The sequence below is a fragment of the Streptomyces sp. NPDC006476 genome, assembly GCF_040612015.1.
Taxonomy (GTDB): Bacteria; Actinomycetota; Actinomycetes; order Streptomycetales; family Streptomycetaceae; genus Streptomyces; species Streptomyces griseorubiginosus_B.
Map to the genome: position 1 here is coordinate 59,477 of NZ_JBEXPK010000027.1, position 22,362 is coordinate 81,838.

The 22,362-nt window shown below is 70.8% G+C and carries 23 protein-coding genes; 17 read left to right on the top strand and 6 right to left on the bottom strand.

Features of this window, described 5'->3' with window-relative positions; translation table 11 throughout:
- Positions 1 to 10 precede the first annotated feature (10 nt).
- Positions 11 to 1,564 (bottom strand): multicopper oxidase domain-containing protein, encoded by a 1,554-nt coding sequence (locus ABZZ74_RS28465; protein WP_356769637.1) that lies wholly within the window; start codon positions 1,562 to 1,564, stop codon positions 11 to 13.
- Between the two features lie 203 nt (positions 1,565 to 1,767).
- Positions 1,768 to 2,436, bottom strand: coding sequence for an N-acetylmuramoyl-L-alanine amidase (locus ABZZ74_RS28470; protein ID WP_356769639.1), 669 nt, complete (start codon positions 2,434 to 2,436; stop codon positions 1,768 to 1,770).
- Positions 2,437 to 2,518: 82 nt separating this feature from the next.
- On the opposite strand from ABZZ74_RS28470, the gene mnmA reads away from it, so the two are divergent.
- Positions 2,519 to 3,643, top strand: a complete 1,125-nt coding sequence (mnmA, locus tag ABZZ74_RS28475) for a tRNA 2-thiouridine(34) synthase MnmA (RefSeq protein ID WP_356769641.1) — start codon at positions 2,519 to 2,521, stop codon at positions 3,641 to 3,643.
- On the opposite strand, the gene ABZZ74_RS28480 is transcribed toward mnmA, so the two are convergent.
- Positions 3,640 to 4,425, bottom strand: a complete 786-nt coding sequence (locus ABZZ74_RS28480; protein ID WP_356769643.1) for an alpha/beta hydrolase — start codon at positions 4,423 to 4,425, stop codon at positions 3,640 to 3,642. The genes mnmA and ABZZ74_RS28480 overlap by 4 nt on opposite strands.
- Before the next feature lie 37 nt (positions 4,426 to 4,462).
- Positions 4,463 to 4,786: a DUF427 domain-containing protein gene (locus tag ABZZ74_RS28485; protein WP_356769645.1), complete on the bottom strand. Its 324-nt coding sequence runs from the start codon at positions 4,784 to 4,786 to the stop codon at positions 4,463 to 4,465.
- Positions 4,787 to 4,837: 51 nt separating this feature from the next.
- Here ABZZ74_RS28485 and ABZZ74_RS28490 point away from each other — a divergent pair, with 51 nt between their 5' ends.
- The 5 genes from ABZZ74_RS28490 to ABZZ74_RS28510 all read left to right on the top strand — a co-directional run bounded on the left by ABZZ74_RS28490 (position 4,838) and on the right by ABZZ74_RS28510 (position 11,834).
- Positions 4,838 to 5,401 (top strand): TIGR00730 family Rossman fold protein, encoded by a 564-nt coding sequence (locus ABZZ74_RS28490; RefSeq protein WP_356769647.1) that lies wholly within the window; start codon positions 4,838 to 4,840, stop codon positions 5,399 to 5,401.
- An 18-nt stretch (positions 5,402 to 5,419) separates the two neighbouring features.
- Positions 5,420 to 6,118: an SDR family oxidoreductase gene (locus ABZZ74_RS28495; protein ID WP_356769649.1), complete on the top strand. Its 699-nt coding sequence runs from the start codon at positions 5,420 to 5,422 to the stop codon at positions 6,116 to 6,118.
- Positions 6,115 to 7,113: a methionine synthase gene (locus tag ABZZ74_RS28500; protein WP_356769651.1), complete on the top strand. Its 999-nt coding sequence runs from the start codon at positions 6,115 to 6,117 to the stop codon at positions 7,111 to 7,113. Before ABZZ74_RS28495 ends, ABZZ74_RS28500 begins: the two co-directional genes overlap by 4 nt.
- Positions 7,114 to 7,128: 15 nt before the next feature.
- Positions 7,129 to 9,321: an NAD-dependent DNA ligase LigA gene (gene ligA, locus ABZZ74_RS28505; RefSeq protein WP_356769653.1), complete on the top strand. Its 2,193-nt coding sequence runs from the start codon at positions 7,129 to 7,131 to the stop codon at positions 9,319 to 9,321.
- Positions 9,322 to 9,593: 272 nt separating this feature from the next.
- A complete protein-coding gene (locus tag ABZZ74_RS28510; protein ID WP_356769655.1) occupies positions 9,594 to 11,834 on the top strand; it encodes a bifunctional diguanylate cyclase/phosphodiesterase in 2,241 nt (746 codons plus the stop codon).
- 45 nt (positions 11,835 to 11,879) lie between these two features.
- Here the strand turns inward: ABZZ74_RS28510 and ABZZ74_RS28515 are convergent, their stop codons facing one another.
- Positions 11,880 to 12,461 carry a TetR/AcrR family transcriptional regulator gene (locus ABZZ74_RS28515; protein ID WP_356769657.1) on the bottom strand — a complete coding sequence of 194 codons (582 nt, stop codon included), beginning with the start codon at positions 12,459 to 12,461 and terminating at the stop codon, positions 11,880 to 11,882.
- Between the two features lie 95 nt (positions 12,462 to 12,556).
- Here ABZZ74_RS28515 and ABZZ74_RS28520 point away from each other — a divergent pair, with 95 nt between their 5' ends.
- The 6 genes from ABZZ74_RS28520 to gatB all read left to right on the top strand — a co-directional run bounded on the left by ABZZ74_RS28520 (position 12,557) and on the right by gatB (position 17,136).
- A complete protein-coding gene (locus tag ABZZ74_RS28520) occupies positions 12,557 to 12,928 on the top strand; it encodes a DUF4267 domain-containing protein (RefSeq protein ID WP_356769659.1) in 372 nt (123 codons plus the stop codon).
- 56 nt (positions 12,929 to 12,984) lie between these two features.
- Positions 12,985 to 13,476 (top strand): cupin domain-containing protein, encoded by a 492-nt coding sequence (locus ABZZ74_RS28525; RefSeq protein ID WP_356769661.1) that lies wholly within the window; start codon positions 12,985 to 12,987, stop codon positions 13,474 to 13,476.
- A gap of 84 nt (positions 13,477 to 13,560) precedes the next feature.
- Complete coding sequence (gene gatC / locus ABZZ74_RS28530; RefSeq protein WP_356769663.1) at positions 13,561 to 13,857, top strand: Asp-tRNA(Asn)/Glu-tRNA(Gln) amidotransferase subunit GatC; 297 nt, start codon at positions 13,561 to 13,563, stop codon at positions 13,855 to 13,857.
- Positions 13,854 to 15,359: an Asp-tRNA(Asn)/Glu-tRNA(Gln) amidotransferase subunit GatA gene (gatA, locus tag ABZZ74_RS28535; RefSeq protein ID WP_356769754.1), complete on the top strand. Its 1,506-nt coding sequence runs from the start codon at positions 13,854 to 13,856 to the stop codon at positions 15,357 to 15,359. The genes gatC and gatA overlap by 4 nt, the downstream gene beginning before the upstream one ends.
- Positions 15,356 to 15,607, top strand: coding sequence for a hypothetical protein (locus ABZZ74_RS28540; protein ID WP_308286538.1), 252 nt, complete (start codon positions 15,356 to 15,358; stop codon positions 15,605 to 15,607). Before gatA ends, ABZZ74_RS28540 begins: the two co-directional genes overlap by 4 nt.
- 14 nt (positions 15,608 to 15,621) lie before the next feature.
- Positions 15,622 to 17,136 carry an Asp-tRNA(Asn)/Glu-tRNA(Gln) amidotransferase subunit GatB gene (gatB, locus tag ABZZ74_RS28545; protein ID WP_356769666.1) on the top strand — a complete coding sequence of 505 codons (1,515 nt, stop codon included), beginning with the start codon at positions 15,622 to 15,624 and terminating at the stop codon, positions 17,134 to 17,136.
- A 48-nt stretch (positions 17,137 to 17,184) separates the two neighbouring features.
- Here the strand turns inward: gatB and ABZZ74_RS28550 are convergent, their stop codons facing one another.
- Positions 17,185 to 17,982 (bottom strand): methyltransferase domain-containing protein, encoded by a 798-nt coding sequence (locus ABZZ74_RS28550; RefSeq protein WP_356769668.1) that lies wholly within the window; start codon positions 17,980 to 17,982, stop codon positions 17,185 to 17,187.
- Positions 17,983 to 18,084: 102 nt separating this feature from the next.
- Between ABZZ74_RS28550 and ABZZ74_RS28555 the strand changes: the two genes are divergently transcribed.
- The 5 genes from ABZZ74_RS28555 to ABZZ74_RS28575 all read left to right on the top strand — a co-directional run bounded on the left by ABZZ74_RS28555 (position 18,085) and on the right by ABZZ74_RS28575 (position 22,353).
- On the top strand, positions 18,085 to 18,390 hold the full coding sequence (locus tag ABZZ74_RS28555; protein ID WP_133046698.1) for a hypothetical protein: 306 nt from the start codon (positions 18,085 to 18,087) through the stop codon (positions 18,388 to 18,390).
- Positions 18,391 to 18,583: 193 nt separating this feature from the next.
- Complete coding sequence (locus ABZZ74_RS28560; RefSeq protein ID WP_356769670.1) at positions 18,584 to 20,827, top strand: MMPL family transporter; 2,244 nt, start codon at positions 18,584 to 18,586, stop codon at positions 20,825 to 20,827.
- The gene (locus ABZZ74_RS28565) at positions 20,805 to 21,377 is read left to right on the top strand and encodes a GNAT family protein (protein WP_356769672.1); all 573 of its coding nucleotides are present in this window, start codon (positions 20,805 to 20,807) and stop codon (positions 21,375 to 21,377) included. The genes ABZZ74_RS28560 and ABZZ74_RS28565 overlap by 23 nt, the downstream gene beginning before the upstream one ends.
- A gap of 35 nt (positions 21,378 to 21,412) precedes the next feature.
- Entirely contained in the window at positions 21,413 to 21,967 is a 555-nt protein-coding gene (locus ABZZ74_RS28570) for a hypothetical protein (protein ID WP_356769674.1), read from the top strand.
- Positions 21,968 to 22,170: 203 nt separating this feature from the next.
- A complete protein-coding gene (locus ABZZ74_RS28575) occupies positions 22,171 to 22,353 on the top strand; it encodes a hypothetical protein (RefSeq protein ID WP_208779331.1) in 183 nt (60 codons plus the stop codon).
- Positions 22,354 to 22,362 lie beyond the last annotated feature (9 nt).

The following is a 22,362-nucleotide window of genomic DNA, read 5'->3' on the forward strand; positions in this document are numbered from 1 at the left end:
GGGTTCTCCCCTAACTCTCCGTCACCATCAGGGACGCCATCATGCCCTCGTCCTCGTGCTGCAGCAGATGGCAGTGGAGCATGTACATGTAGGTGTCGTCGGTGAAGTCCGTGAACTCCATGGCGATCTCGATGGATCCGCCGCCGACCACCTCGTAGGTGTCGAACCAGCCGAGGTCCACGCCGGTCGGATCCTCGCCGTTGATGGAGATCAACTGGTAGGGCACGTCGTGGAGATGGAACGAGTGCTCCAGCTGGGTGCTGTTCTTGATCGTCCAGATCTCCTTGGCGCCCAGCGTGGTGCTGATCATCGCCATGGACGACATGCTCGTCCCCGCCGACCCGTTGATCGTCATGGTCGTGCCGCTCTGGCCGAGCGTGATGGTCCGGGCGGTGAAGTCGCTGGTGTCGTACCGGGTGATCGTGTTGAGCGAACTCGGCAGGTCGTCCGGGGTGTCCGTGCCCGACGCGGTGATCGCGAGCACGTCGTACGTGCCGCTGCCGCCGCGCACCCAACCGGTGGTGACGACGGCCTGGAGCGTGACCGCGTCCGACAGGTCCAGCACGAACTCCGCGCGGGCGCCCGCCACCAGCCGGATGCTGGTCACCTCGGTGGCCGCGGTGAGATAACCCTGGTCGGTGGCGATCTGGTTGAGCGTTCCGCCGTCGCTGCGCTGGATGGTGATGATGTCCGACGGGGAGGCGTTCAGACAGCGGAACCGGGTGCGGGTCTTGGTCGCCGTGAAGGTGAGCGTGGTGTCGTCGACGTTGGTGCCGTTCAGCAGCAGCGGGAAGCTCAGCCCGCTGCTGAGGTAGCCGGTGAGGTTGTACTTGATGTCGCCGCTGCTGCTCGCGGCCAGGCTCTGGAAGATCAGCGGGATGTCGTCGGTGCCATAGGTGCTGGGGAGGTCGGAGGACGCGGTGGAGTCGTCCTCCACGATGATCATGCCGGCCAGGCCGTGCACCGCCTGCTTCGCCGTGGTGCCCAGGGCGTGCGGGTGGTACCAGAGCGTCTTGGCCTCGTCCTTGACGGTGAAGGTGGGGGACCAGGTGGTGCCGTCCGAGAAGGCGACCTGCGGGCCGCCGTCCATCTTGGCCGGGACGTGGGCGCCGTGGAAGTGGACGGTGGTGTCCTCGCCCAGGCTGTTGGTGATGTCGAGCAGGACCGTGTCGCCGCTGGTCCACTTCATGGTGGGGCCGAGGAAGGACTGGTTGTAGCCCATCGTGCTGCTGGTGACCCCTGGCACCACCTCGGCGGTGCCGGTCTTCGCCTCCAGCGTGAAGGTGGTCGTGCTGCCGGAGGTGGTGCCCTCCAGGAGGTCAGGGACGGTCAGGGTGGCGGTGTTGGTGGCGGCGCTCGCCTTGTTCTTGCCCGCCTCGGTCAGCAGTGAGAAGGCGCCACCGGCGCCCGCGACCGCCCCGAGTGCGACCCCGGCCATGCCGCCGAGGAACCTGCGCCGGTGCACTCCCTTGCCACCGGAGGTGCGGGCGGTCTTGGTGTGCCTGGACTTGTTGCTGCTGCCCGTGTCGCTGGTGCGTCCATCGGGCTCGGTGATGTCAGCCATGGACCGGGATGGTCGACGTGAGTTCTGTGCGAGGACTGGGCCGAGATTAGGAGCCGACCGGGTGCGCTGTGCGGCCGCCGTGAAGGGAGTACTCGCTCAACTCCATTACGGAAGAGCGAAGTTGGCGTGCCGCAGGTCACCTCCGCCGCGGGGGACGCAACGGACACACGAAGAACGGGGCTACGCACAGGGTCACGATTGCGTCACCGAGGTCGGACCTGTCCGGCCCGTCGGACAAGCCCCATGTACCGCTCCCAGTCCCAGTACGGCCCCGGGTCCGTGTGGTCCGTCCCCGGCACCTCCACATGCCCGATGACATGGTCCCGGTCGACGGGTATGCCGTACCGCCCGCATATCCCCGCGGTCAGTCGCGCCGAGGAGGCGTACATCGCGTCCGTGAACGACGACCTCCGCTCCACGAAGCCCTCGTGCTCGATGCCGACGCTGCGTTCGTTGTACTTCCGGTTGCCCGCGTGGAAGGCCACGTCCAGCTCGCGGATCATCTGTGTGACCTGCCCGTCCTCGCGGACGATGTAGTGGGCCGCGGCCTGGTGTCCGGGGTCCTCGAAGGCCTTGACCGCGCTCGCGTAGCCGCCCTGGGTGACATGGACGACCACGCGGTCGATCGCGTAGTCGTCCGGCCGGTCCGCCCGCCGATAGTTCCCCGGGGAGGCCGCGATCCACCGCGCGCCCCGGAAGTCCACCGCCCCCGCCACCCGCGGCCGCTCCACCCCTGGCAGCCGCCACCACAGACGGGACAGCTCCTCGCGGGCCAGCGCTGCCGTGCCCACGGCGGCCACCGCCCCGCCGACGATCAGCGCACGGCGCCCCAGCCGCCGGTCGGCGTCAACGTCCCTCGTCCCGTCCCCCATGTGATCGCCCTTCCCGTCCCCTGTGATCGTCAACGGATACTCGTGGGCTCCGGTTCCCGACGGCCCGTACTCTTGAAGGGTTATGACTGACACCCCGCAGCGCCCCCTCCGCGTCCTCGCCGCCATGTCCGGCGGGGTGGACTCCGCCGTCGCCGCCGCCCGCGCCGCCGAGGCCGGCCATGACGTGACCGGAGTCCATCTCGCGCTCTCCGCGAACCCGCAGTCCTTCCGCACGGGCGCGCGCGGGTGTTGCACCATCGAGGACTCGCGTGACGCCCGCCGCGCCGCCGACGTCATCGGCATCCCGTTCTACGTCTGGGACCTCGCCGACCGCTTCCGCGAGGACGTCGTCGAGGACTTCGTCGCCGAGTACGAGGCCGGCCGCACCCCGAACCCGTGCCTGCGCTGCAACGAGAAGATCAAGTTCGCCGCCCTGCTCGACAAGGCGCTCGCCCTCGGCTTCGACGCCGTCTGCACCGGCCACTACGCCAAGGTGATCGTCAACGCGGACGGCTCCCGCGAGCTGCACCGCGCCTCCGACATGGCCAAGGACCAGTCGTACGTCCTCGGCGTGCTGGACGAGAAGCAGCTCGCACACGCCCTCTTCCCGCTCGGCGACACCGTCACGACCAAGGACGAGATCCGCGCCGAGGCCGAGCGCCGGGGACTCGCGGTCGCCAAGAAGCCCGACTCGCACGACATCTGCTTCATCGCCGACGGCGACACCCAGGGCTTCCTCGCCTCCCGTCTGGGCAGGGCGGAGGGCGACATCGTCGACGAGTCCGGCACCAAGGTGGGCACGCACGAGGGCGCGTACGGCTTCACCATCGGCCAGCGCAAGGGCCTGCGCATCGGCACCCCGGCACCGGACGGCAAGCCGCGCTACGTCCTCGACATCTCCCCGGTGAACAACACGGTGACGGTCGGCCCGGCCGCCTCCCTGGACGTCAGCGGCCTCACCGCGATCAAGCCCCGCTGGTGCGGCACGGCACCCTCCGGCCCCGGCACCTACACCGCCCAGCTGCGTGCCCACGGCGGCGAGACCGAGGTCCGCGCCGAACTCGTCGACGGCACCCTGCAGGTGACCTTCACCGAGCCGGTCCGCGGTGTCGCCCCCGGCCAGGCGATCGTCCTGTACGACGGCACGCGCGTGGTGGGCTCGGCGACGATCGCGACGACCACGCGCGCGTCCACGGCCGTCGCCTAACCGGCCGACGAGAAGAACTCCGCCAGCGCCGGCGCGAGGGCGTGCGGATCCACCATGTGCGTCTGCCCTTCCAGCGTCCGGTACGTCCCGCGGGGCGCCGCCTCGGCCACCGCCCGGGCGGCCTCGCGCATCCAGGCGGGACTCGCGCCACCCCCGAGGGACAGCACGGGCACCGTGATCGAGGCCAGCCGGTCCTGCGGCACCAGCCCGTCGCCCATCACGGCGTTGTCGTACGCCAGGCTCGGCGCGAGCGCCTCCATCTCGGGCCACATCGGGGACTGGCGGGCACCCTGGATCATCTCCTCGGCCAGTCCCGTCAGCCGCAGGAACAGCTCGACCGCGTCCCCGCGCCGGCCGTGCTCCAGCGCCTCGGTGAGGTGGTCGGTGTACTCGGCCCGCTCCTTCGCACCGCCCTCGTAGACGGCGTACGGCACCTCGTACACGGCGATCTGACGCAGCGGCAGCCCGCTCGCCGCCGCCTCCAGGACCAGCGCGCCGCCCGACGAGTGGCCGTACAGCGACGCCTCGCCGCCCACCGCCTCGATCAGCGCGGCCAGGTCCTCGACCTCGCGGGCGACCGCGTACGGCTGGGTGTCACCGCTTCCGCCCCGGCCCCTGCGGTCGTAGGAGACGACGGTGAAACGGTCCGCGAGGGGCACCGCGAACGGCGCCACCGTGGCCCCCGTCGACATCGCCCCGCTCACCAGGATCACCGCGGGGCCGTCACCGGTGCGTCGGTACGCGATGGGGGTCCCGTCGCGCGAAATGGTCTTCTTGTCCATGCCTCAGCAGACTGCCCCAAGGCGCGGAACTAATCGCTCACGACACCTCGACTTCGTAGAAGCAGAGGTGATCCTTGATCAGCGCCACGTCCGGCTTGGGGTCCGGGTACGCCCAGACGAGGTCCGCCGCGTCCGGCAGCGACCAGTAGGACGCCGTGCCCTTGAACGGGCAGTAGGTGTGCGTGTCGGAGGGCTGCAGCATGTCGAGCCGTACGTCCTCCGGTGGGATGTAGTACCGGACCGGACAGCCCGTCTCGCGCAGCACGAGGGCCTGGTCGCTCTCCGCCAGTACCTGGTCGCCGTGCACCACGCGCACGTGCTTCTCGCCCTGCTCAATGGTGATCTTGTGTCCTTCGGCCATGGAAACAAGAGCGCTCGCGGGGCGCCGGTTCTTCCCGCGTACGGTGACCCCATGCGAATCTGCGTCTTCCTCTCCGCCGCCGACCTCGACGACCGCTACACGCGTCCCGCGCGCGAGTTCGCGAAACTGCTGGGTGAGGGCGGGCACACCCTGGTGTGGGGCGGTTCCGACGTCGGCCTGATGAAGGTGGTCGCCGACGGTGTGCAGGAGGCGGGCGGACGGCTGTGCGGGGTCTCGGTGGACTTCCTGTCGGCCAAGGTGCGCCCGGGCGTCGAGGAGATGGTGATCGCCAAGGACCTCGCCGAGCGGAAGAAGCTCCTGCTGGAGAAGGCCGACGCCGTGGTGATCATGGTGGGCGGCACCGGCACGCTCGACGAGGCCACGGAGATCCTGGAGTTGAAGAAGCACGGCCACACCGAGAAGCCGGTCGTGCTGCTCAACACCGCGGGCTTCTACGACGGCCTCAAGGAGCAGTTCCGGCGCATGGAGGACGAGGGCTTCCTGCCGCGTCCGCTGGCCGATCTGGTGTTCTTCGCCGAGGAACCGGTCGGTGCGCTGGCCTACCTCGAGGCTGTGACATCAGCGGCCACCGCCGCGGGGCAGGGCGTCGAGTAGCCACCGGCGGGTGCGAGCATGGCGGGCATGGCTACACATGTGATCACCGGAGCGGGATCCGGCATCGGCGCGGCCGTCGCCCGCCGCCTCCACGCGCGCGGGGACGACCTCGTCCTGCACGCGCGCGACGCGGGCCGCGCGAAGGAGCTGGCGGCAGCGTTCCCCGGGGCGAAGACGCTGGTGGGCGACCTGGCCGACCCGGACAAGCTGTCCTGGGCCTTCTCCCACCAGTCGCTCCCGGACCGCGTGGACTGTCTGCTGCACATCGCCGGTGTGGTCGACCTCGGCCCGGTCGGCGAACTCACCCCCAAGTCCTGGCGCCACCAGCTCAACGTCAACCTGATCGCCCCCGCCGAGCTGACCCGCCACTTCCTGCCGCAGCTGCGGGCCGCGCGCGGGCACGTCCTCTTCGTCAACTCGGGCGCGGGGCTCAACGCCGGCCCCGACTGGTCCGCTTACGCCGCCTCCAAGCACGGCCTGAAGGCCCTCGCCGACTCCCTGCGGGGCGAGGAACACGCCAACGGCGTCCGCGTGACCTCCGTCTACCCCGGCCGCACGGCCAGCCCCATGCAGGCCAAGGTCCACCAGCAGGAGGGCAAGGAGTACGACGCCGCGCAGTGGATCGACCCGGAGTCGGTCGCGACGACGATCCTGATGGCCCTCGACCTGCCCCGGGACGCCGAGGTCAACGACCTGACGGTGAGGCCGGGACGGTGACCGGGTTCCAGTTCGGCGCAGCCACCGGCGTCGGTTCGATGCCCGGCGGCGACGCCCGTGAAGCCGCCAAGACCGTCACCGGCACCTTCGAGGACTTCCCCTTCCTGGCCGAGCTGCCCGCGCGCGGACCCGGCGCCGACATGATCGGCCGCACCGCCGGGATGCTGGTCGAGCTCTACGCGCGCGTGGAGCCCAGCGGCTGGCGGATCGGGGACCGGCCGGGCCGGGACACCAAGCGCGCACGGTCCTGGCTCGGCGAGGACCTCGACGCGCTGGAGGAGTTCACCCAGGGCTACGAGGGCCCGCTGAAGGTGCAGGCCGTCGGGCCCTGGACGCTCGCCGCCGCCCTGGAGCTGCGCAACGGGGAGTCCGCCCTCTCCGACGCCGGCGCCTGCCGCGACCTCGCCGGCTCCCTCGCCGAGGGCCTGCGGCTGCACCTGGCGGAGGTCAGGCGCCGGGTGCCCGGCGCGCAGGTCGTCCTGCAACTCGACGAACCGTCCCTCACCGCCGTCCTGCGCGGCCAGGTCAGGAGCGCCAGCGGCTACCGCACCCACCGGGCCGTGGACCGGCAGATCGCCGAGTCCGCACTCCGCGACGTCCTCGGGGTTCACAGCGACGGGCCGACCGTGGTCCACTCCTGCGCACCGGACGTCCCGTTCGCCCTGCTGCGCCGGGCGGGCGTGGCGGCGGTCTCGTTCGACTTCGCCCTCCTCACCGAACGTGACGACGACACGATCGGTGAGGCGGTGGAAGGGGGTACCCGGCTCTTCGCCGGTGTCGTGCCGGGCACGGACACGGCATTGTCAGACCCGGCAGGTAGCGTCATGGGTGTCAGGACGCTGTGGCGCAGGCTGGGGCTGCAACCGGGACTTCTCGCGGAGGCGGTCAGCATCACGCCGTCGTGCGGACTCGCGGGGGCCTCCCCGGACTACGCGCGCCGGGCTCTCGCCCACTGCGTCCGGGCGGCGAGATCCCTCGCGGACAACCCAGAGTAACGGGAGGACAACACGGTGGCCGGCGACAAGCAAGCGGAGACGACGGTGCCCGCCGAGGCGCGGGAGAAGCACGCGAAGCTCGCTGAGCAGATCGAGGAGCACCGCTTCCGGTACTACGTGAAGGACGCTCCGGTCGTCAGCGACGCGGAGTTCGACAAGCTCCTGAAGACGCTGGAGGCGCTGGAGGAGGAGCACCCGGAGCTGCGGACACCGGACTCGCCGACGCAGAAGGTCGCCGGCTCGTACGAGACGGAGTTCACGGCGGTCGAGCACCGCTCACGGATGCTGTCGCTGGACAACACCTTCAACGACGACGAGCTCGCCGCCTGGGCCGACCGCATTCACCGGGAGCTGGGCGAGCAGGACTACCACTTCCTGTGCGAGCTCAAGGTCGACGGCCTCGCGGTCAACCTCACCTACGAGCGCGGCCGCCTGGTGCGCGCGGCGACCCGCGGCGACGGCCGCACCGGCGAGGACATCACGCCCAACGTCCGCACGATCACGGAGATCCCGGACCGGCTGAAGGGCGACAAGGTCCCCGACGTCGTGGAGATCCGCGGCGAGGTCTACTTCCCGATGGAGAAGTTCGAGGAGCTCAACGCCCGCCTGGTCGAGGCCGGTGACAAGCCCTTCGCCAACCCGCGCAACGCGGCGGCCGGTTCGCTGCGCCAGAAGGACCCGCGCGTCACCGCCACCCGCCCCCTCCACATGGTCGTCCACGGCATCGGCATCCTGGAGGGCTTCCAGGGCCTCACCCGGCTCTCCCAGGCCTACGACCTCCTCAAGACCTGGGGCCTGCCCACCTCCCCGCACAACCGGGTGGTCGACGACCTCGACGGCGTACGGGAGTTCATCTCCTACTACGGCGAGAACCGCCACTCCGTGGCGCACGAGATCGACGGCGTCGTCGTCAAGCTCGACGAGATCCCGCTGCAGGGCCGGCTCGGTTCGACCTCCCGCGCGCCGCGCTGGGCGATCGCGTACAAGTACGCGCCGGAGGAGGTCAACACCAAGCTCATCAACATCCGCGTCGGTGTGGGCCGTACCGGCCGGGTCACGCCGTACGCGCAGGTCGAGCCGGTGACGGTGGCCGGTTCCGAGGTCGAGTTCGCGACCCTGCACAACCAGGACGTCGTCAAGGCCAAGGGCGTCCTCATCGGCGACACCGTGGTGCTGCGCAAGGCCGGTGACGTCATCCCGGAGATCCTCGGCCCGGTCGTCGACCTGCGCGACGGCAGCGAGCGGGAGTTCGTGATGCCGTCCGAGTGCCCCGAGTGCGGCACGGCGCTGAGGCCCATGAAGGAGGGCGACGTCGACCTGCGCTGCCCCAACGCCCGCACCTGCCCGGCCCAGTTGCGCGAGCGCCTGTTCTACCTCGCGGGCCGCAAGGCACTGGACATCGAGCACTTCGGGTACGTCGCCGCCGCTGCCCTCACCAAGCCGCTGGAGCCCGAGGAGCCGCCGCTGAAGGACGAGGGCGACCTGTTCGACCTCACCATCGAGCAGTTGCTGCCCATCAAGGCGTACGTCCTGGACCAGGACAGCGGCCTGCCCAAGCGGGACCCGAAGACGGGCGAGGAGAAGGTCGTCACGGTCTTCGCCAACCAGCAGGGCGAGCCGAAGAAGAACGCGGTCTCCATGCTGGAGAACATCGCCGCCGCCAAGGAGCGCCCGCTGGCCCGGGTGCTGACCGGCCTGTCGATCCGTCACGTCGGCCCGGTGGCCGCCGAGGCGCTGGCCCGTGAGTTCCGCTCGATCGAGCGCATCGAGCAGGCCACCGAGGAGGAGCTGGCGAACACCGACGGCGTCGGCGGGATCATCGCCGCCTCCCTCAAGGAGTGGTTCGCCGAGGAGTGGCACCAGCAGATCCTGCGCAAGTGGCGGGCCGCGGGCGTCCGTACGGAGGAGGAGAGCAGCGGCGAGGACGAGGGTCCGCGCCCGCTCGAGGGCATGACCGTGGTGGTCACCGGCACCCTCGAGCGCTTCACCCGCGACGGGGCGAAGGAGGCGCTGCAGAGCCGGGGAGCCAAGGTGACCGGTTCCGTCTCCAAGAAGACGTCCTTCGTCGTCGTGGGTGACAATCCTGGTTCCAAGTACGACAAGGCGATGCAGCTCAAGGTGCCCGTCCTGAACGAGGAGGGATTCGACGTCCTTCTGGAACAGGGACCGGACGCCGCCGGCGAAGTCGCGCTTCCCACAGAGGAGTAGCGGTTGAAGGCCACCCGATCGGCGCATACCAGATGCATACGGGTGGCCGGGGCGCATTCGGGCAACCGTCCACGACCGCTGCCCGCGGAAGCCTTCTGCGGCCTACTGTTGAGATGTGCGCCTGCCGTGCCCAGCTGCGGTTGGGGCATCCCCGTTGTTCCTGAAGGGCTTTTCGGGAGCGGAGGGGAAGGGTTTTCCAACGCGGCGCCGTGGATGGATGTCGGACATCGGGCCGCCTGGCGTGGGCACCGCCGGCTGTGAGAGGGACGGGAATGGAACCGACCGAGAGCGCCGCCCCGGACTCACGGCTGCGCAAGCGCCGGGGCACCGGCGCCTGGCGGCCGAGTCGATGGGCCGGGCGGCCCCCCGGGCATCCGGGCGCGGAGGGGCGCGTCACCGGACAGTACACCGCCACACAGGTGCGTGGTGTGCCCCAGCTCACCACCGGGCATCAGCCCGCGCTCCCGGACGCCGACCAGGAACGGCACCCGTCGTGGCCCACGCTGCCCGTGGGCGTCGTCGCGGCGGCGGCCCTCGTGCTCGGCGCCGGGTTGTCCTGGGCGTTCACCGGCACCCACGCCCTCTTCCCGTCCGGCACCGTCGGCTGGTCCCTGGCCGTGCTGACCGGCATCATCGTCGGTCACCTGGTGATGCTCGGCCGCTCCCGCTGGTGGGGCGGGACGGGTTCCGGCGCCGCTCTCACCCTCGCCGTCCTGCTGCTGTACGGCTGGGTGCCTGCCGGCATGGTCAGCCTCACCGTCGTCGTGCTGGTCGGCATAGCCCGGCGCAACCGCTGGCGGCAGGGCGTGCTGCACGGCGCGGTGGACATCCTCGGCATCGGCGCGGGCGCCCTGGTGCTCGGCGCCTTCGGCCGTGTCCCGTCAGTCGAGAAGCCGTGGAACCCCGCGACATGGACGGTCTGCACCGCCCCCGAGGTGGTGCTGGTCGCCACCGCCTATCTCCTGGTCACCCGGACCCTGCTCTGGTATCTGCACGCCCCGCGGAACCGCGGACTGCCCACCGTCGCCCGTACCGCCCTGGTCAGACAGGGCCTGGTCGCGGTCGCGTTGCTCGGCATCGCCCCGCTGGTGTGCGTGGTGGCCGTCGCCCGGCCGGTGCTGCTGCCGCTGTTCGCCATCCCGCTGATCGCCCTCGACTCCACCCTGTGGATAGCCCGGGCCCGGGCCGAGGAACAGCTGCGCGACCCGCTGACCGGACTGCCCAACCGGCAGTGGCTGCTGGAGCGCATCTGGACCGCGCTGGACGACGCCGAGCGGATCGGCGCCCGGTCCGCGCTGATGCTCATCGACCTGGACCGTTTCCGGTCCGTCAACGACACACTCGGGCATCTCGCCGGGGACCGGCTGCTGCTGCAGATAGCCGACCGGCTGCGGGTCGCCCTGCCGCGCGGGGCGGAGGCCGCGCGGCTGGGCGGCGACGAGTTCGCCGTTTTACTGCCGGTCGCCGACTCGACCACGTCCGCGACCCGGGTGGCGCGCGGGCTGGTGTCCGCGCTCAGCTCCCCGCTCGACCTCGACGGCCTCACCCTCGTCCTGGAGGCCAGTGCGGGCGTCGCCGTCTTCCCCGACCACGCCCTCGACGCCGAGGGGCTGTTGCGCCGGGCTGATGTGGCGATGTACCAGGCGAAGCGGGACCGGACGGGCGTCGAGGTCTACGAGTCGAAACGGGACTCCAACACACCGGACCGGCTCGGGCTGCTCGGTGATCTGCGCCGGGCGCTGGACGCGCACGAGGTGCAGCTGCACTACCAGCCCAAGGTCCGCTTCGACGGGCAGGTGGCCGGGCTCGAGGCGCTGGTGCGCTGGGTGCATCCCGAGCGCGGGAAGGTGCCGCCGGACGAGTTCATAGCGATCGCCGAGTCGTCGGGGCTGATGCCCCACCTCACCGAGTATGTGCTGGAGACGGCGCTCGGACAGGTGGCGGCATGGCGGGCGCAGGGCCTGCACGTGCCGGTCGCCGTCAACGTGTCCCCGCGGGACGTCCACACACCCGGGTTCGCCGGCTCGGTGGCCGCGCGTCTGGCCCGGCACGGAGTTCCCGCGGGAGCGCTCCAACTCGAGATAACGGAGCACGTCCTCCTCGAGGACCCGCAGCGCGCCGCCGACACCCTCGCCGCGCTCACCGGGCACGGCGTGAAGATGTCGCTGGACGACTTCGGCACCGGCTATTCGTCGCTGGTGCATCTGCGGCGGCTGCCGGTCAGCGAGTTGAAGATCGACCGCTCCTTCGTGGCCCGGCTGGCCGTCGACCCCGAGGACGCCGAGATCGTCCGCTGCACCGTCGACCTCGCCCATTCCCTGGGCCTGCTGGTCGTCGCCGAGGGCGTCGAGGACGACGAGACCTGGGAACGGCTGCGCGACCTCGGCTGTGACGCCGTACAGGGCTGGCTGGTCGCGGCCGCGATGCCGCCGGAGGAGACGACGGCGTGGCTGCGGGCCCGGGGCTCCCGGGGCTGGCAGCGGCCGCGGGCCGCTCTTCCGGCCGCCGAGTAGTCCTCCCGGCCGTCCGGCCGCACCCGGAGACGGTCGGGCCCTTCCTCAGAGCGCTGCCGTGAAGTGTCCGATCAGCAGGGCCAGCCGCTGCTCATGGGCCGGCTCCGGCAGCCGTCCGCTGCGCATCAGCGTGACCAGCCCGTGCAGTCCCGCCCAGTACGTCTCCGTCAGCAGGCCCGTGTCCTCGCCCTCGGCCGCGATCGGCTCGACCACCGCGGCCAGTTCCCGGAACGCCTCCCACAGTGGCTCCGGAGCCTCGGGGGTGGCGAACGGCAGGTCCACGGCGAGGGTGAACATCGCGTCGTAGAGAGCCGGGCGCCGCCGCCCGAACGAGGTGTACGCCTCGGCCACCGCCGCCAGCGCCTCGCGCGGGTCCTTCGCCGCCTTGCGCGCCGCGCGCAGCTCCACCGCCAGGTCCGCGCAGCCCTGCACCGCGACCGCCGCCATGATCGCGTCCTTGCCCTTGAAGTGGCTGTAGAGGACCGGCTGGCTGTACTCGATCTCGGCGGCCAGCCGACGCGTCGTCACCGCGTCCCAGCCCTCCGTCTCGGCCAGTTCCCGGGCGGCCGTGACGATCAGCCGCTCGCGTTCCGCTCGTTCGCGCTCCCGGCGCGTCTGAATCGACATGCCAGGAATTCTAGCAGCGCTAGCCAATCTGTCGATGCTCTGCTAGCTTCGCTCTTGTCGCTAGCGTTGCTAGCAAAACGACGAAGGAGAGAGACATGACCGTCACCGCCTACACCCTGGCCGTCCTGCTCAACGCGTTCTGCCTGTTCCTCGGCTACCGGTTCCTGTTCCAGCCGGGCCCGGCCGCCGCCGGTTACGGCGTCCCGGCCGACCCCGCGGGCGACGCCGGGGCCTACCTCTCGATCAAGGGGCTGCGGGACGGCACCCTCGGCGTGGTCGGCCTCGCCGTGCTGGCCGGCGCCGGCGCGCACGCCGAGGCCTGGCTCATGCTGAGCGTGGCGATCATCCCGTTCGGCGACTGCCTGATAGTCCTGCGCAACGGCGGCGCCAAGGCCGTGGCGTTCGGGGTCCACTTCGCCACGGCGATCATTGTCCTGATCAGTGCCGGACTGCTCTTCGCGGTCTGACGGCATCCGCAGACGATCCACAGACCATCCGCAGACGAGACAGGGGGAACCGAGAGATGTCGCTGTTCGTACCGAAGTTCGACGAGACCGTCCTGGTCCGTGACGCCGAGGCCGAGGTGGTCGGGGGCGACCCCGTGGCCGTACGGCTGCTGGCCGACAGCAGTGCCAGCGGCGGCGCGCTGTCCACCGTGCGCGTCACCCTCGCCGAGGGCGCCGACGGCGCCCGCCCGCACACGCACCACAACTCCGCCGAGATGTTCTACCTGCTCGACGGCACCGCCGAGGTCCTCTCCGGCGACGACGTCGTCACCGCCGAGCGCGGCGACCTGATCATCGTCCCGCCGGACCGCCCGCACGCCTTCGCCGCCGCCCCAGGCGCCCCGGCGGACCTGCTCATCGTCATCACCCCGGGCGTCGAGAGGTTCGAGTACTTCCGCCACCTGCAGCGCATCCGCCTGGGCGAGCTCACCCCGGAGAGCCTGCTGGAGGTCCAGGACCTGTATGACAACCACTTCCTGCACAGCCCGGCCTGGGACGCCCGCCACTGAGCCGGGAAACCGTTTAACGGCGGAAGGCCCCCGCCCCCTAGGATTGGGCCCAAACCACACACACTCACCCCAGAGGAACGCTGCATGCCTGGCATCACGCGCGAGGAGGTCGCCCACCTCGCCCGGCTGGCGCGTCTGGAGCTGAAGCCCGAAGAGCTCGAACACTTCGCGGGACAGCTGGACGACATCATCGGCGCGGTGGCCCGCGTCAGCGAGGTCTCCGACCAAGACGTACCGCCGACCTCGCACCCGCTCCCGCTGACGAACGTCATGCGGGCGGACGAGGTCCGTCCGTCGCTCACCCCCGAGCAGGCGCTCTCCGGCGCCCCGGCCCAGGAGCAGCAGCGTTTCAAGGTGCCGCAGATCCTGGGGGAGGACTGACCGACATGACGGACCACATCATCAAGCTGACCGCTGCCGAGACCGCCGCGAAGATCGCCTCCGGCGAGCTCACGGCCGTCGAGGTCACCGAGGCCCACCTCGCCCGGATCGAGGCCGTCGACGAGAAGGTGCACGCCTTCCTGCACGTCGACCGCGAGGGCGCCCTCGCCCAGGCCCGGGCCGTGGACGACAAGCGCGAGCGGGGCGAGAAGCTCGGCCCGCTGGCCGGCGTCCCGCTGGCGCTGAAGGACATCTTCACCACCGAGGGCATCCCGACGACCGTCGGCTCGAAGATCCTCGAGGGCTGGATCCCGCCGTACGACGCCACCCTCACCAAGCGTCTCAAGGCGGCCGACGTCGTCATCCTCGGCAAGACCAACATGGACGAGTTCGCCATGGGGTCCTCCACGGAGAACAGCGCGTACGGGCCGACCGGCAACCCCTGGGACCTCACCAGGATCCCCGGCGGCTCCGGCGGCGGCTCCTCCGCGGCCCTCGCCTCCTTCCAGGCGCCGCTCGCCATCGGCACCGACACCGGCGGCTCCATCCGCCAGCCGGCCGCCGTCACCGGCACGGTCGGCGTGAAGCCGACGTACGGCGCGGTGTCCCGCTACGGCATGGTGGCGTTCTCCAGCTCCCTCGACCAGGGCGGCCCCTGCGCCCGTACGGTCCTGGACGCGGCCCTGCTGCACGAGGTCATCGCCGGGCACGACCCGCTGGACTCCACCTCCATCGACGCCCCGGTCCCGCCGGTCGTCGAGGCCGCCCGCAACGGCAGCGTCGAGGGCATGCGCGTCGGTGTCGTCAAGCAGTTCCGCGGCGAGGGCTACCAGGCCGGCGTCATCCAGCGGTTCGACGAGTCGGTCGCGCTGCTGAAGGAGCTGGGCGCCGAGATCGTCGAGCTGGACTGCCCGTCCTTCGACCTCGCGCTGTCGGCGTACTACCTGATCGCCCCCTCCGAGTGCTCCTCCAACCTCGCCCGCTTCGACGGCCTGCGCTACGGCCTGCGGACCGGCGACGACGGCAGCCACTCGGCCGAGGAGGTCACGTCGATCACCCGTGAGGCAGGCTTCGGCCCCGAGGTCAAGCGCCGCATCATGCTGGGCACCTACGCCCTGTCGAGCGGCTACTACGACGCCTACTACGGCTCCGCCCAGAAGGTCCGCACGCTCATCACGCGCGACTTCGAGAAGGCCTTCGAGCAGGTCGACGTGATCGTCTCGCCGACCACGCCGACCACCGCCTTCGCGATCGGCGAGCGCGCCGACGACCCGATGGCGATGTACCTGGCCGACCTGTGCACCATCCCGACCAACCTGGCGGGCAACGCGGCCATGTCGCTGCCCTGCGGGCTCGCCCCGGAGGACAACCTCCCGGTCGGTCTGCAGATCATCGCCCCGGCGCTGAAGGACGACCGTCTTTACAAGGTCGGCGCCGCCGTCGAGGCCGCCTTCGTGGAAAAGTGGGGGCACCCGCTGCTCGAGGAGGCTCCGTCGCTGTGACCAAGACAGGCAAGACGCTGACCAAGGCGCAGGACTTCAAGAAGTCCAAGTCCGGTCTGTACGTGTCCATCGCCACCACCGCCTTCGGCGCGCTCGGTGTCGCCAAGCGGATCAGGAAGGCGCGGTCCGAGCAGGACACGCTGCGGCTGATCGACGCGACCGTGGCCGCCGTCGGCATCGTCACCGGCCTCGCCGTCCTGTACCGCGAGCTGAAGCGGCTGGGCGACGACGACGTCCTGCTGGGCTGAGAGGGAAGTTCACCGTGACCACCACGACCGACCTGGTGTCGTACGAGGACGCGCTGGCGTCGTACGACCCCGTCATGGGCCTCGAGGTCCATGTCGAACTCGGCACCAAGACAAAGATGTTCTGCGGCTGTTCGACCGAGCTGGGCGCCGAGCCCAACTCGCAGACCTGCCCGACCTGCCTCGGCCTGCCCGGCTCGCTCCCGGTCGTCAACGCGACCGGAGTCGAGTCCGCGATCAAGATCGGTCTCGCGCTGAACTGCGAGATCGCCGAGTGGTGCCGCTTCGCCCGGAAGAACTACTTCTATCCGGACATGCCGAAGAACTTCCAGACCTCCCAGTACGACGAGCCGATCGCCTTCAACGGCTACCTCGACGTACAGCTGGAGGACGGCGAGACCTTCCGCGTCGAGATCGAGCGCGCCCACATGGAGGAGGACACCGGCAAGTCCACCCACGTGGGCGGCGCGACGGGCCGTATCCACGGCGCCTCGCACTCGCTGCTGGACTACAACCGGGCCGGCATCCCGCTGATCGAGATCGTCACCAAGCCGATCGTCGGCGCCGGCGAGCGCGCTCCCGAGGTCGCCCGGGCGTACGTACGTGAGCTGCGCGAGCTCATCAGGGCGCTCGGTGTGTCGGAGGCCCGCATGGAGATGGGCCAGATGCGCTGCGACGTGAACCTTTCGCTGATGCCCAAGGGCAGCGAGAAGTTCGGCACGCGCTCCGAGACGAAGAACGTCAACTCGCTGCGCTCCGTGGAGCGTGCGGCCCGCTTCGAGATCCAGCGGCACGCGGCCGTGCTGTCCTCCGGCGGCACGATCGTGCAGGAGACCCGGCACTTCCACGAGGACACGGGGTCCACGACCTCGGGCCGCGTGAAGGAGGAGGCCGAGGACTACCGGTACTTCCCGGAGCCGGACCTGGTGCCGGTCGCCCCGTCCCGTGAGTGGGTCGAGGAGATCCGGGCGGGGCTGCCGGAGTTGCCGCTAGCCCGCCGCAACCGCCTGCTCGCCGAGTGGGGCATCTCCGCCACCGACATGCAGGCGATCCTCAACGCCGGTGCGCTGGACCCGATCGTCGCCACGATCGACGCCGGCGCCGACGCGGCCTCCGCGCGCAAGTGGTGGATGGGCGAACTGGCGCGCAGCGCCAACGAGTCGGGGGTCCCCCTCGACGAACTCGCCATCACCCCGGCGCAGGTGGCCCGGGTCACCGAGCTGGTCGCGAAGGGTGATCTGAACGACAAGCTGGCCCGCCAGGTCATCGAGGGCGTCCTCGCGGGCGAGGGCACCCCGGACGAGGTCGTCGACAAGCGGGGCCTGAAGGTCGTCTCCGACGAGGGCGCCCTGACCGCCGCTGTCGACGAGGCCATCGCCGGCAACCCGGGCGTCGCAGACAAGATCCGCGGCGGCAAGGTGGCCGCGGCCGGCGCCCTGGTCGGCGCCGTCATGAAGGCGACCCGCGGCCAGGCGGACGCGGCCCGCGTCAAGGAGCTGATCCTCGAGAAGCTGGGCGTCAGCGAGGGCTGAGGTTCGTGCGGTACGGCCCCGGAGGGGTGAACCTCCGGGGCCGTACGCCTACTTTCGGCGTCCCACGACCCGTACGAAGCCAAAGGTGCGGCCCTCGTCGGCCCGTAGCATCTCGGCGACCCGGCGGCCCATCGTGCGGTGGAACTCCTCCGGGCTCTCCTCGGCGACCACCTCGCACCACGTGAGCCAGTCGCGCCAGCCGTCCTGAAGCCAGTCGGCGGCCTCGACCTCGACGGCCCCGCTGCGCGTCCAGTGGCGGTGCCACCAGTCCGCGGAGTGCCAGCACCAGAAGTCGGGCTCCCACCAGGCCCGCAGATGCTCGGGTGGCTCGGCTCCCTCCGGTTCCTCGCGCAGGGCCGGTACGACGATCCCGATCCGCCCGCCGGGCTTCAACAGCCTGGTCAGAGTGGGCAGATAGAGATCGTCGGTGCCGAAGTACTGGTACGCGTCGATCGACACGATCGCGTCGAAACCACCCTCCGCGAAGGGCAGGTCGTGCGCCTCGGCATGCACGGGCTGCACCCGGTCGGCGAACCCGGCCTCGGCGATGCGCCGGGCGTTGTCGTCGGGCGCGACCCACAGGTCGGCCGCGGTGACCTGGGCGTGGAACTCCCGGGCCAGGAAGATCGACGTCATGGCCCGGCCGCAGCCCAGGTCGAGGACGCGCGCGCAGGGGCGCAGGGCGTCCAGGCCGAGGGCGGGGGCCAGCCATTCCAGCAGCCACAGGGCGTTGGGGCCCATCTGGTTGTCGACGGTCCAACGGGCGTCGTACTGGCTGCTGAGGGGGTAACGCGGGTGGGTCACACGGTCAGTGAGATGGTCGTCCGTGGTCCTGTTGTCGGACATCGGTGAACGGGCTCCTCATGATCCTCGTAGTGAAAGGCGATGCGTAGGAGCTCGGTCGGACCTTCAAACAATGCACCCGCTTCGGTCGTCGGCGAGGAGCCGGTGACGGCTGACCAGCGGAAGCTAGCAGCTGTCCGTGCCGTCCCGCAGCCGGATTCCGCCGAGGACGCGCACCGGGCCCGCTGGACGGCGGCCACCACCGGTGTGCTGCTGGCCCTCGCCGGAGTGGCCGCCGCGGTGGTGCGGGCCCTGAACGCCGCACCGGCGCTGGTGCCGGCCGCCTACGGCCTCGGTGCCGCGGTGTGCGCGCTGGCGGGGGTGCTGGGCTCCCGGGGACGCACCCGGCGGGCGCTGTGGCTGCTGGTCGCCGGGGCGATGGTGATGGCGCTGGGGGACCAGTTCGACTGAGGTGACAGAGTGTTCGTTACTGTCCTGTGATCTGCCTCCCACTCTTGTGAATAGCCCCACGAATGGCATAAACGATCACTTCTGCCTGCAAGAGTGGTCCTCGCATTGCTCATGCGTTCTTTGCGGGCTGTTCATGTTGTGAACGACTTGTTCCCGGTCAAAGATCCACATATCGTCCCCTGGGAGCTCGTTCGTGGCAGCCCTTGCACGTTGGTGTGTCCGGCACCGCCTGGTCGCGGTCGTGGTGTGGCTCCTCGCCTTCGGCGGGGTCACTGCCGCCGCCGCGGTCACCGGCTCCGCGTACTCGAACGACTACGAGGCCCCGGGCACCGAGTCGGGCGCCGCCACCAAGCTGCTGCAGCGGGGCTTCCCGGGACTCGGCGGGGACAGCGACACCGTCGTCTGGCACGTGACGTCGGGCAGCGTGCGCGCCGCCGACGTCGAACAGACCATGACCGGCACCCTGGACAAGATCGCGGACCTGTCCGGAGTGGCCTCCGTGAGCAGTCCCTACGACGGTCAGGGCGCGGGCCGGATCAGCGCCGACGGGCACACCGCGTACGCCACGGTCACCTTCGACCACGGCGCCGAGGACATCAAGAAGTCCGAGGCCGAGGCGGTCGTGCACACCGCGAAGGCCGCGGACAGCGACGGGCTCCAGGTCGAGCTCGGCGGCAGCGCCGTCGCGCTCACCGAGTCGACCGGCGGGCACACCGCCGAGATCGTCGGCGTGGCCGTCGCCGCGGTCGTGCTGTTCCTCGCCTTCGGCTCGCTCGCCGCGTCCGTGCTGCCCATCGCGACCGCGCTGGTCGGCGTCGGCACCGCGTACTCAGGGATCGGGCTGCTCGGGCACGCCATGACGGTCGCCGACTTCGCGCCCATGCTCGGCATGCTGATCGGGCTGGGCGTCGGCATCGACTACGCGCTGTTCATCGTCACCAGACACCGGCGCGGACTCAAACGCGGGCTCTCGGTCACCGAGGCCGTCACCAACGCCGTGGCGACCACCGGACGGGCCGTGGTCTTCGCGGGTGCCACCGTTTGCATCGCGCTGCTGGGCATGCTGATCCTGCGGCTCGGCTTCCTCAACGGCGTCGCGATCGCCGCCTCCCTGACCGTCGTCCTGACGGTCGCCGCCTCCGTCACACTGCTGCCCGCCCTGCTGTCCCTCATCGGCATGCGCGCCCTGAGCCGGCGCGAGCGGCGGCGGCTGGAGGAACACGGCCCCCAGCCCGAGCTGCCCACCGGGTTCGCCCACCGCTGGTCGGCGTTCGTGGAGCGCCACCCCAAGGTGCTCGGCGTCGTCGCGCTGGCCGTGATGACGCTCCTTGCGCTGCCCACGCTCTCCCTCCACCTGGGCACCTCCGACCAGGGCAACGACCCGAGGACGTCCACCACCCGGCAGGCCTACGACCTTCTCGCCGACGGCTTCGGCCCCGGCGTCAACGGCCCCCTCACCCTGGTGACCCAGGTCGACGGTGCCGAGGACAAGCTCACCCTCGACAACCTCGACGCCACCATCCGCACCACCGACGGCGTCGCCTCGGTGACCCCGGTCACCTACAACAGCGGCGGCGACACCGCGTACTTCACGATCGTCCCGGACTCCGCACCGCAGTCGCAGAAGACCAGCGACCTCGTCGACCGGCTGCGCACCGAGGTGCTGCCGCGAGCCGAGACCGGCACCACCCTCGACATCCAGGTGGGCGGTGTGACCGCGTCGTACGACGACTTCGCGGCCGTCATCGTCGGCAAGCTGCCGCTGTTCGTCGGCGTCGTCATCGGCCTCGGCTGTCTCCTGCTGCTGATGGCCTTCCGGTCCGTCGGCATCCCGCTGAAGGCCGCCGCGATGAACGTCGCCGCGGTCGCCGCCGCCTTCGGCGTCGTCGTGGCGATCTTCCAGTGGGGCTGGGGGAGCGAACTGCTGGGCCTCGGGCGCGCGGGCCCCATCGAGCCCTTCCTCCCCGTGATCATGGTGTCGGTCCTCTTCGGGCTCTCCATGGACTACCAGGTCTTCCTGGTCAGCCGGATGTACGAGGAGTGGCTGGAGACCGGGGACAACCGGCGGGCCGTCCGCGTCGGGCTCGCCGAGACCAGCCGGGTGATCAACTCCGCGGCCGTCATCATGATCTCGGTCTTCCTGGCCTTCGTCCTCAGCGGCGACCGCGTGATCGCGATGTTCGGCATCGCCCTCGCCTCCGCCGTCGCCCTCGACGCCTTCGTCCTGCGCACGCTGCTCGTCCCGGCCCTCATGCACCTGCTCGGCGGCGCCAACTGGTGGCTGCCCCGCTGGCTCGACCAGCGCCTGCCCCGCATCAGCATCGAACCGCCCGAGTGCCGCGCCGCCCATGAAAGGCTGGCCGCCGCGACGGACGCCGAGGTGGCGGACGTCCTGGCGGAGGGGGACCAGCGCGATGTACGCGATATCACTGGGTGACGGCGCCGAACTGCGGCCGCTGGAACCCTGGCACGCCGAGGAGTTCCTGGCGCACCTGGAGCGCGGCCGGGAGTTCATCGGACGGTTCATCCCGTTCGGCGCCCAGGTCGTCGACGCGGCATCCGCCCGCGAGACGCTCCAGCGCTACGCCGACCTGCGCGCCGCCGACACCGCCTCCTACCACGGGATCTGGCTGGACGGGAAACTCGTCGGCGGGGTGCTCACCCTGAACTTCGACGCAGCGACCGGCAACGCCGAGGTCGGGTGCTGGCTGGAGCCCGCCGCGACCGGGCGGGGCCTGGTCACCCGGGCGATGCGGACACTGATCGACTGGGCGGTGGAGGAGCGCGGCATCCACCGCGTCGAATGGGTCGCCGCCTCCGGCAACGTGCCCAGCATCAAAGTCGCCCGGCGCCTGGGCATGACCCGCGATGGCGTACGGCGCCAGGCACACCCCTATGGTGGGGTGCGGCACGACCTCGAGGTGTGGTCGATCCTCGCCCCCGAGTGGCGTGAAGCACGCGCCCGTGCCGAACACAACGATCATTAAGACCCCTCTCAGAGAGCGTCCGTACGGTGCCAGACATGGGAACCAAGACAGTTGACGAGGCCGGCACGACCGAGGCCGCCGAAGTGAAGCGCGACGAGGCGGCGGTGGACGCCCCCCAGACCGAGGCCACGACCGAGGAGGAGCAGCCCGAGACCGACGAGGTGGCCGAGGCGCCCACCGACGAGGAGGCGGGCCCCACCGGCGTCGGCCAGGGCGCGGGGGCGGTCGTCTCCGCCGCCCTTGGCCTCGTCTCGCTGACCGGCAGCTGGATCGGCACGGTCGCCGCCGCCCGCCAGACGCTCGTGGGCCAGCTGCAGACCTCGTCCACGGCGAGCGTCGCCAAGCAGGTCAAGGCGGTCTACGGCGACGCGTGGCAGACCAGCGCCCTGTGGGGCGGCGTCTTCGCGCTGCTCGCCCTGGTCGTCGGCGTCGTCGTCCTCGCCCGTCCCGCCTTCGGCGTCCCCGGCAAGCCGCAGGCCGCATGGATCAAGTCGGTCGCCTGGGGCGGTGTCGCCCTCGGCGTCATCGGCCTCCTCCTGGCCGTGCTCAAGTACACCGACGTCCTGCTCGGCCTGCCCTCCGCCGGCTGAATCGACGCAGGTCCCAAGGGGTCTCAGACCATCTGTAAGCACCTTACGGAGCGTCTGAGGCCCCTTCCGCGCGTCTAAGGCCCCAGAGGCCGCCGAAGATGCGGAACTCTCCCGATGTGGCCCACCCCCCTTGGAGACGAAGGTTGAGGCATCGCAGAAAGCGAAGCCGAATCCGCCTCTCTCAAGGGACCAAGGGACACACCATGTACGAGTACGAGATCTCGCAGCTCCGTTCCGCCGAACTGATCCGTCAGGCCGACCAGGAGCGCCTGGCCCGCGAGGCCGCCAAGGGCCGCCGCGCCGCCCGCCGCGAGGCACGCCACGCCGCGGAGGACGAGTCCCATACCCCCCGCCTCCGCAGGCTCCGGTCGGCCCGCGCGGCATGAGCCCGGTAC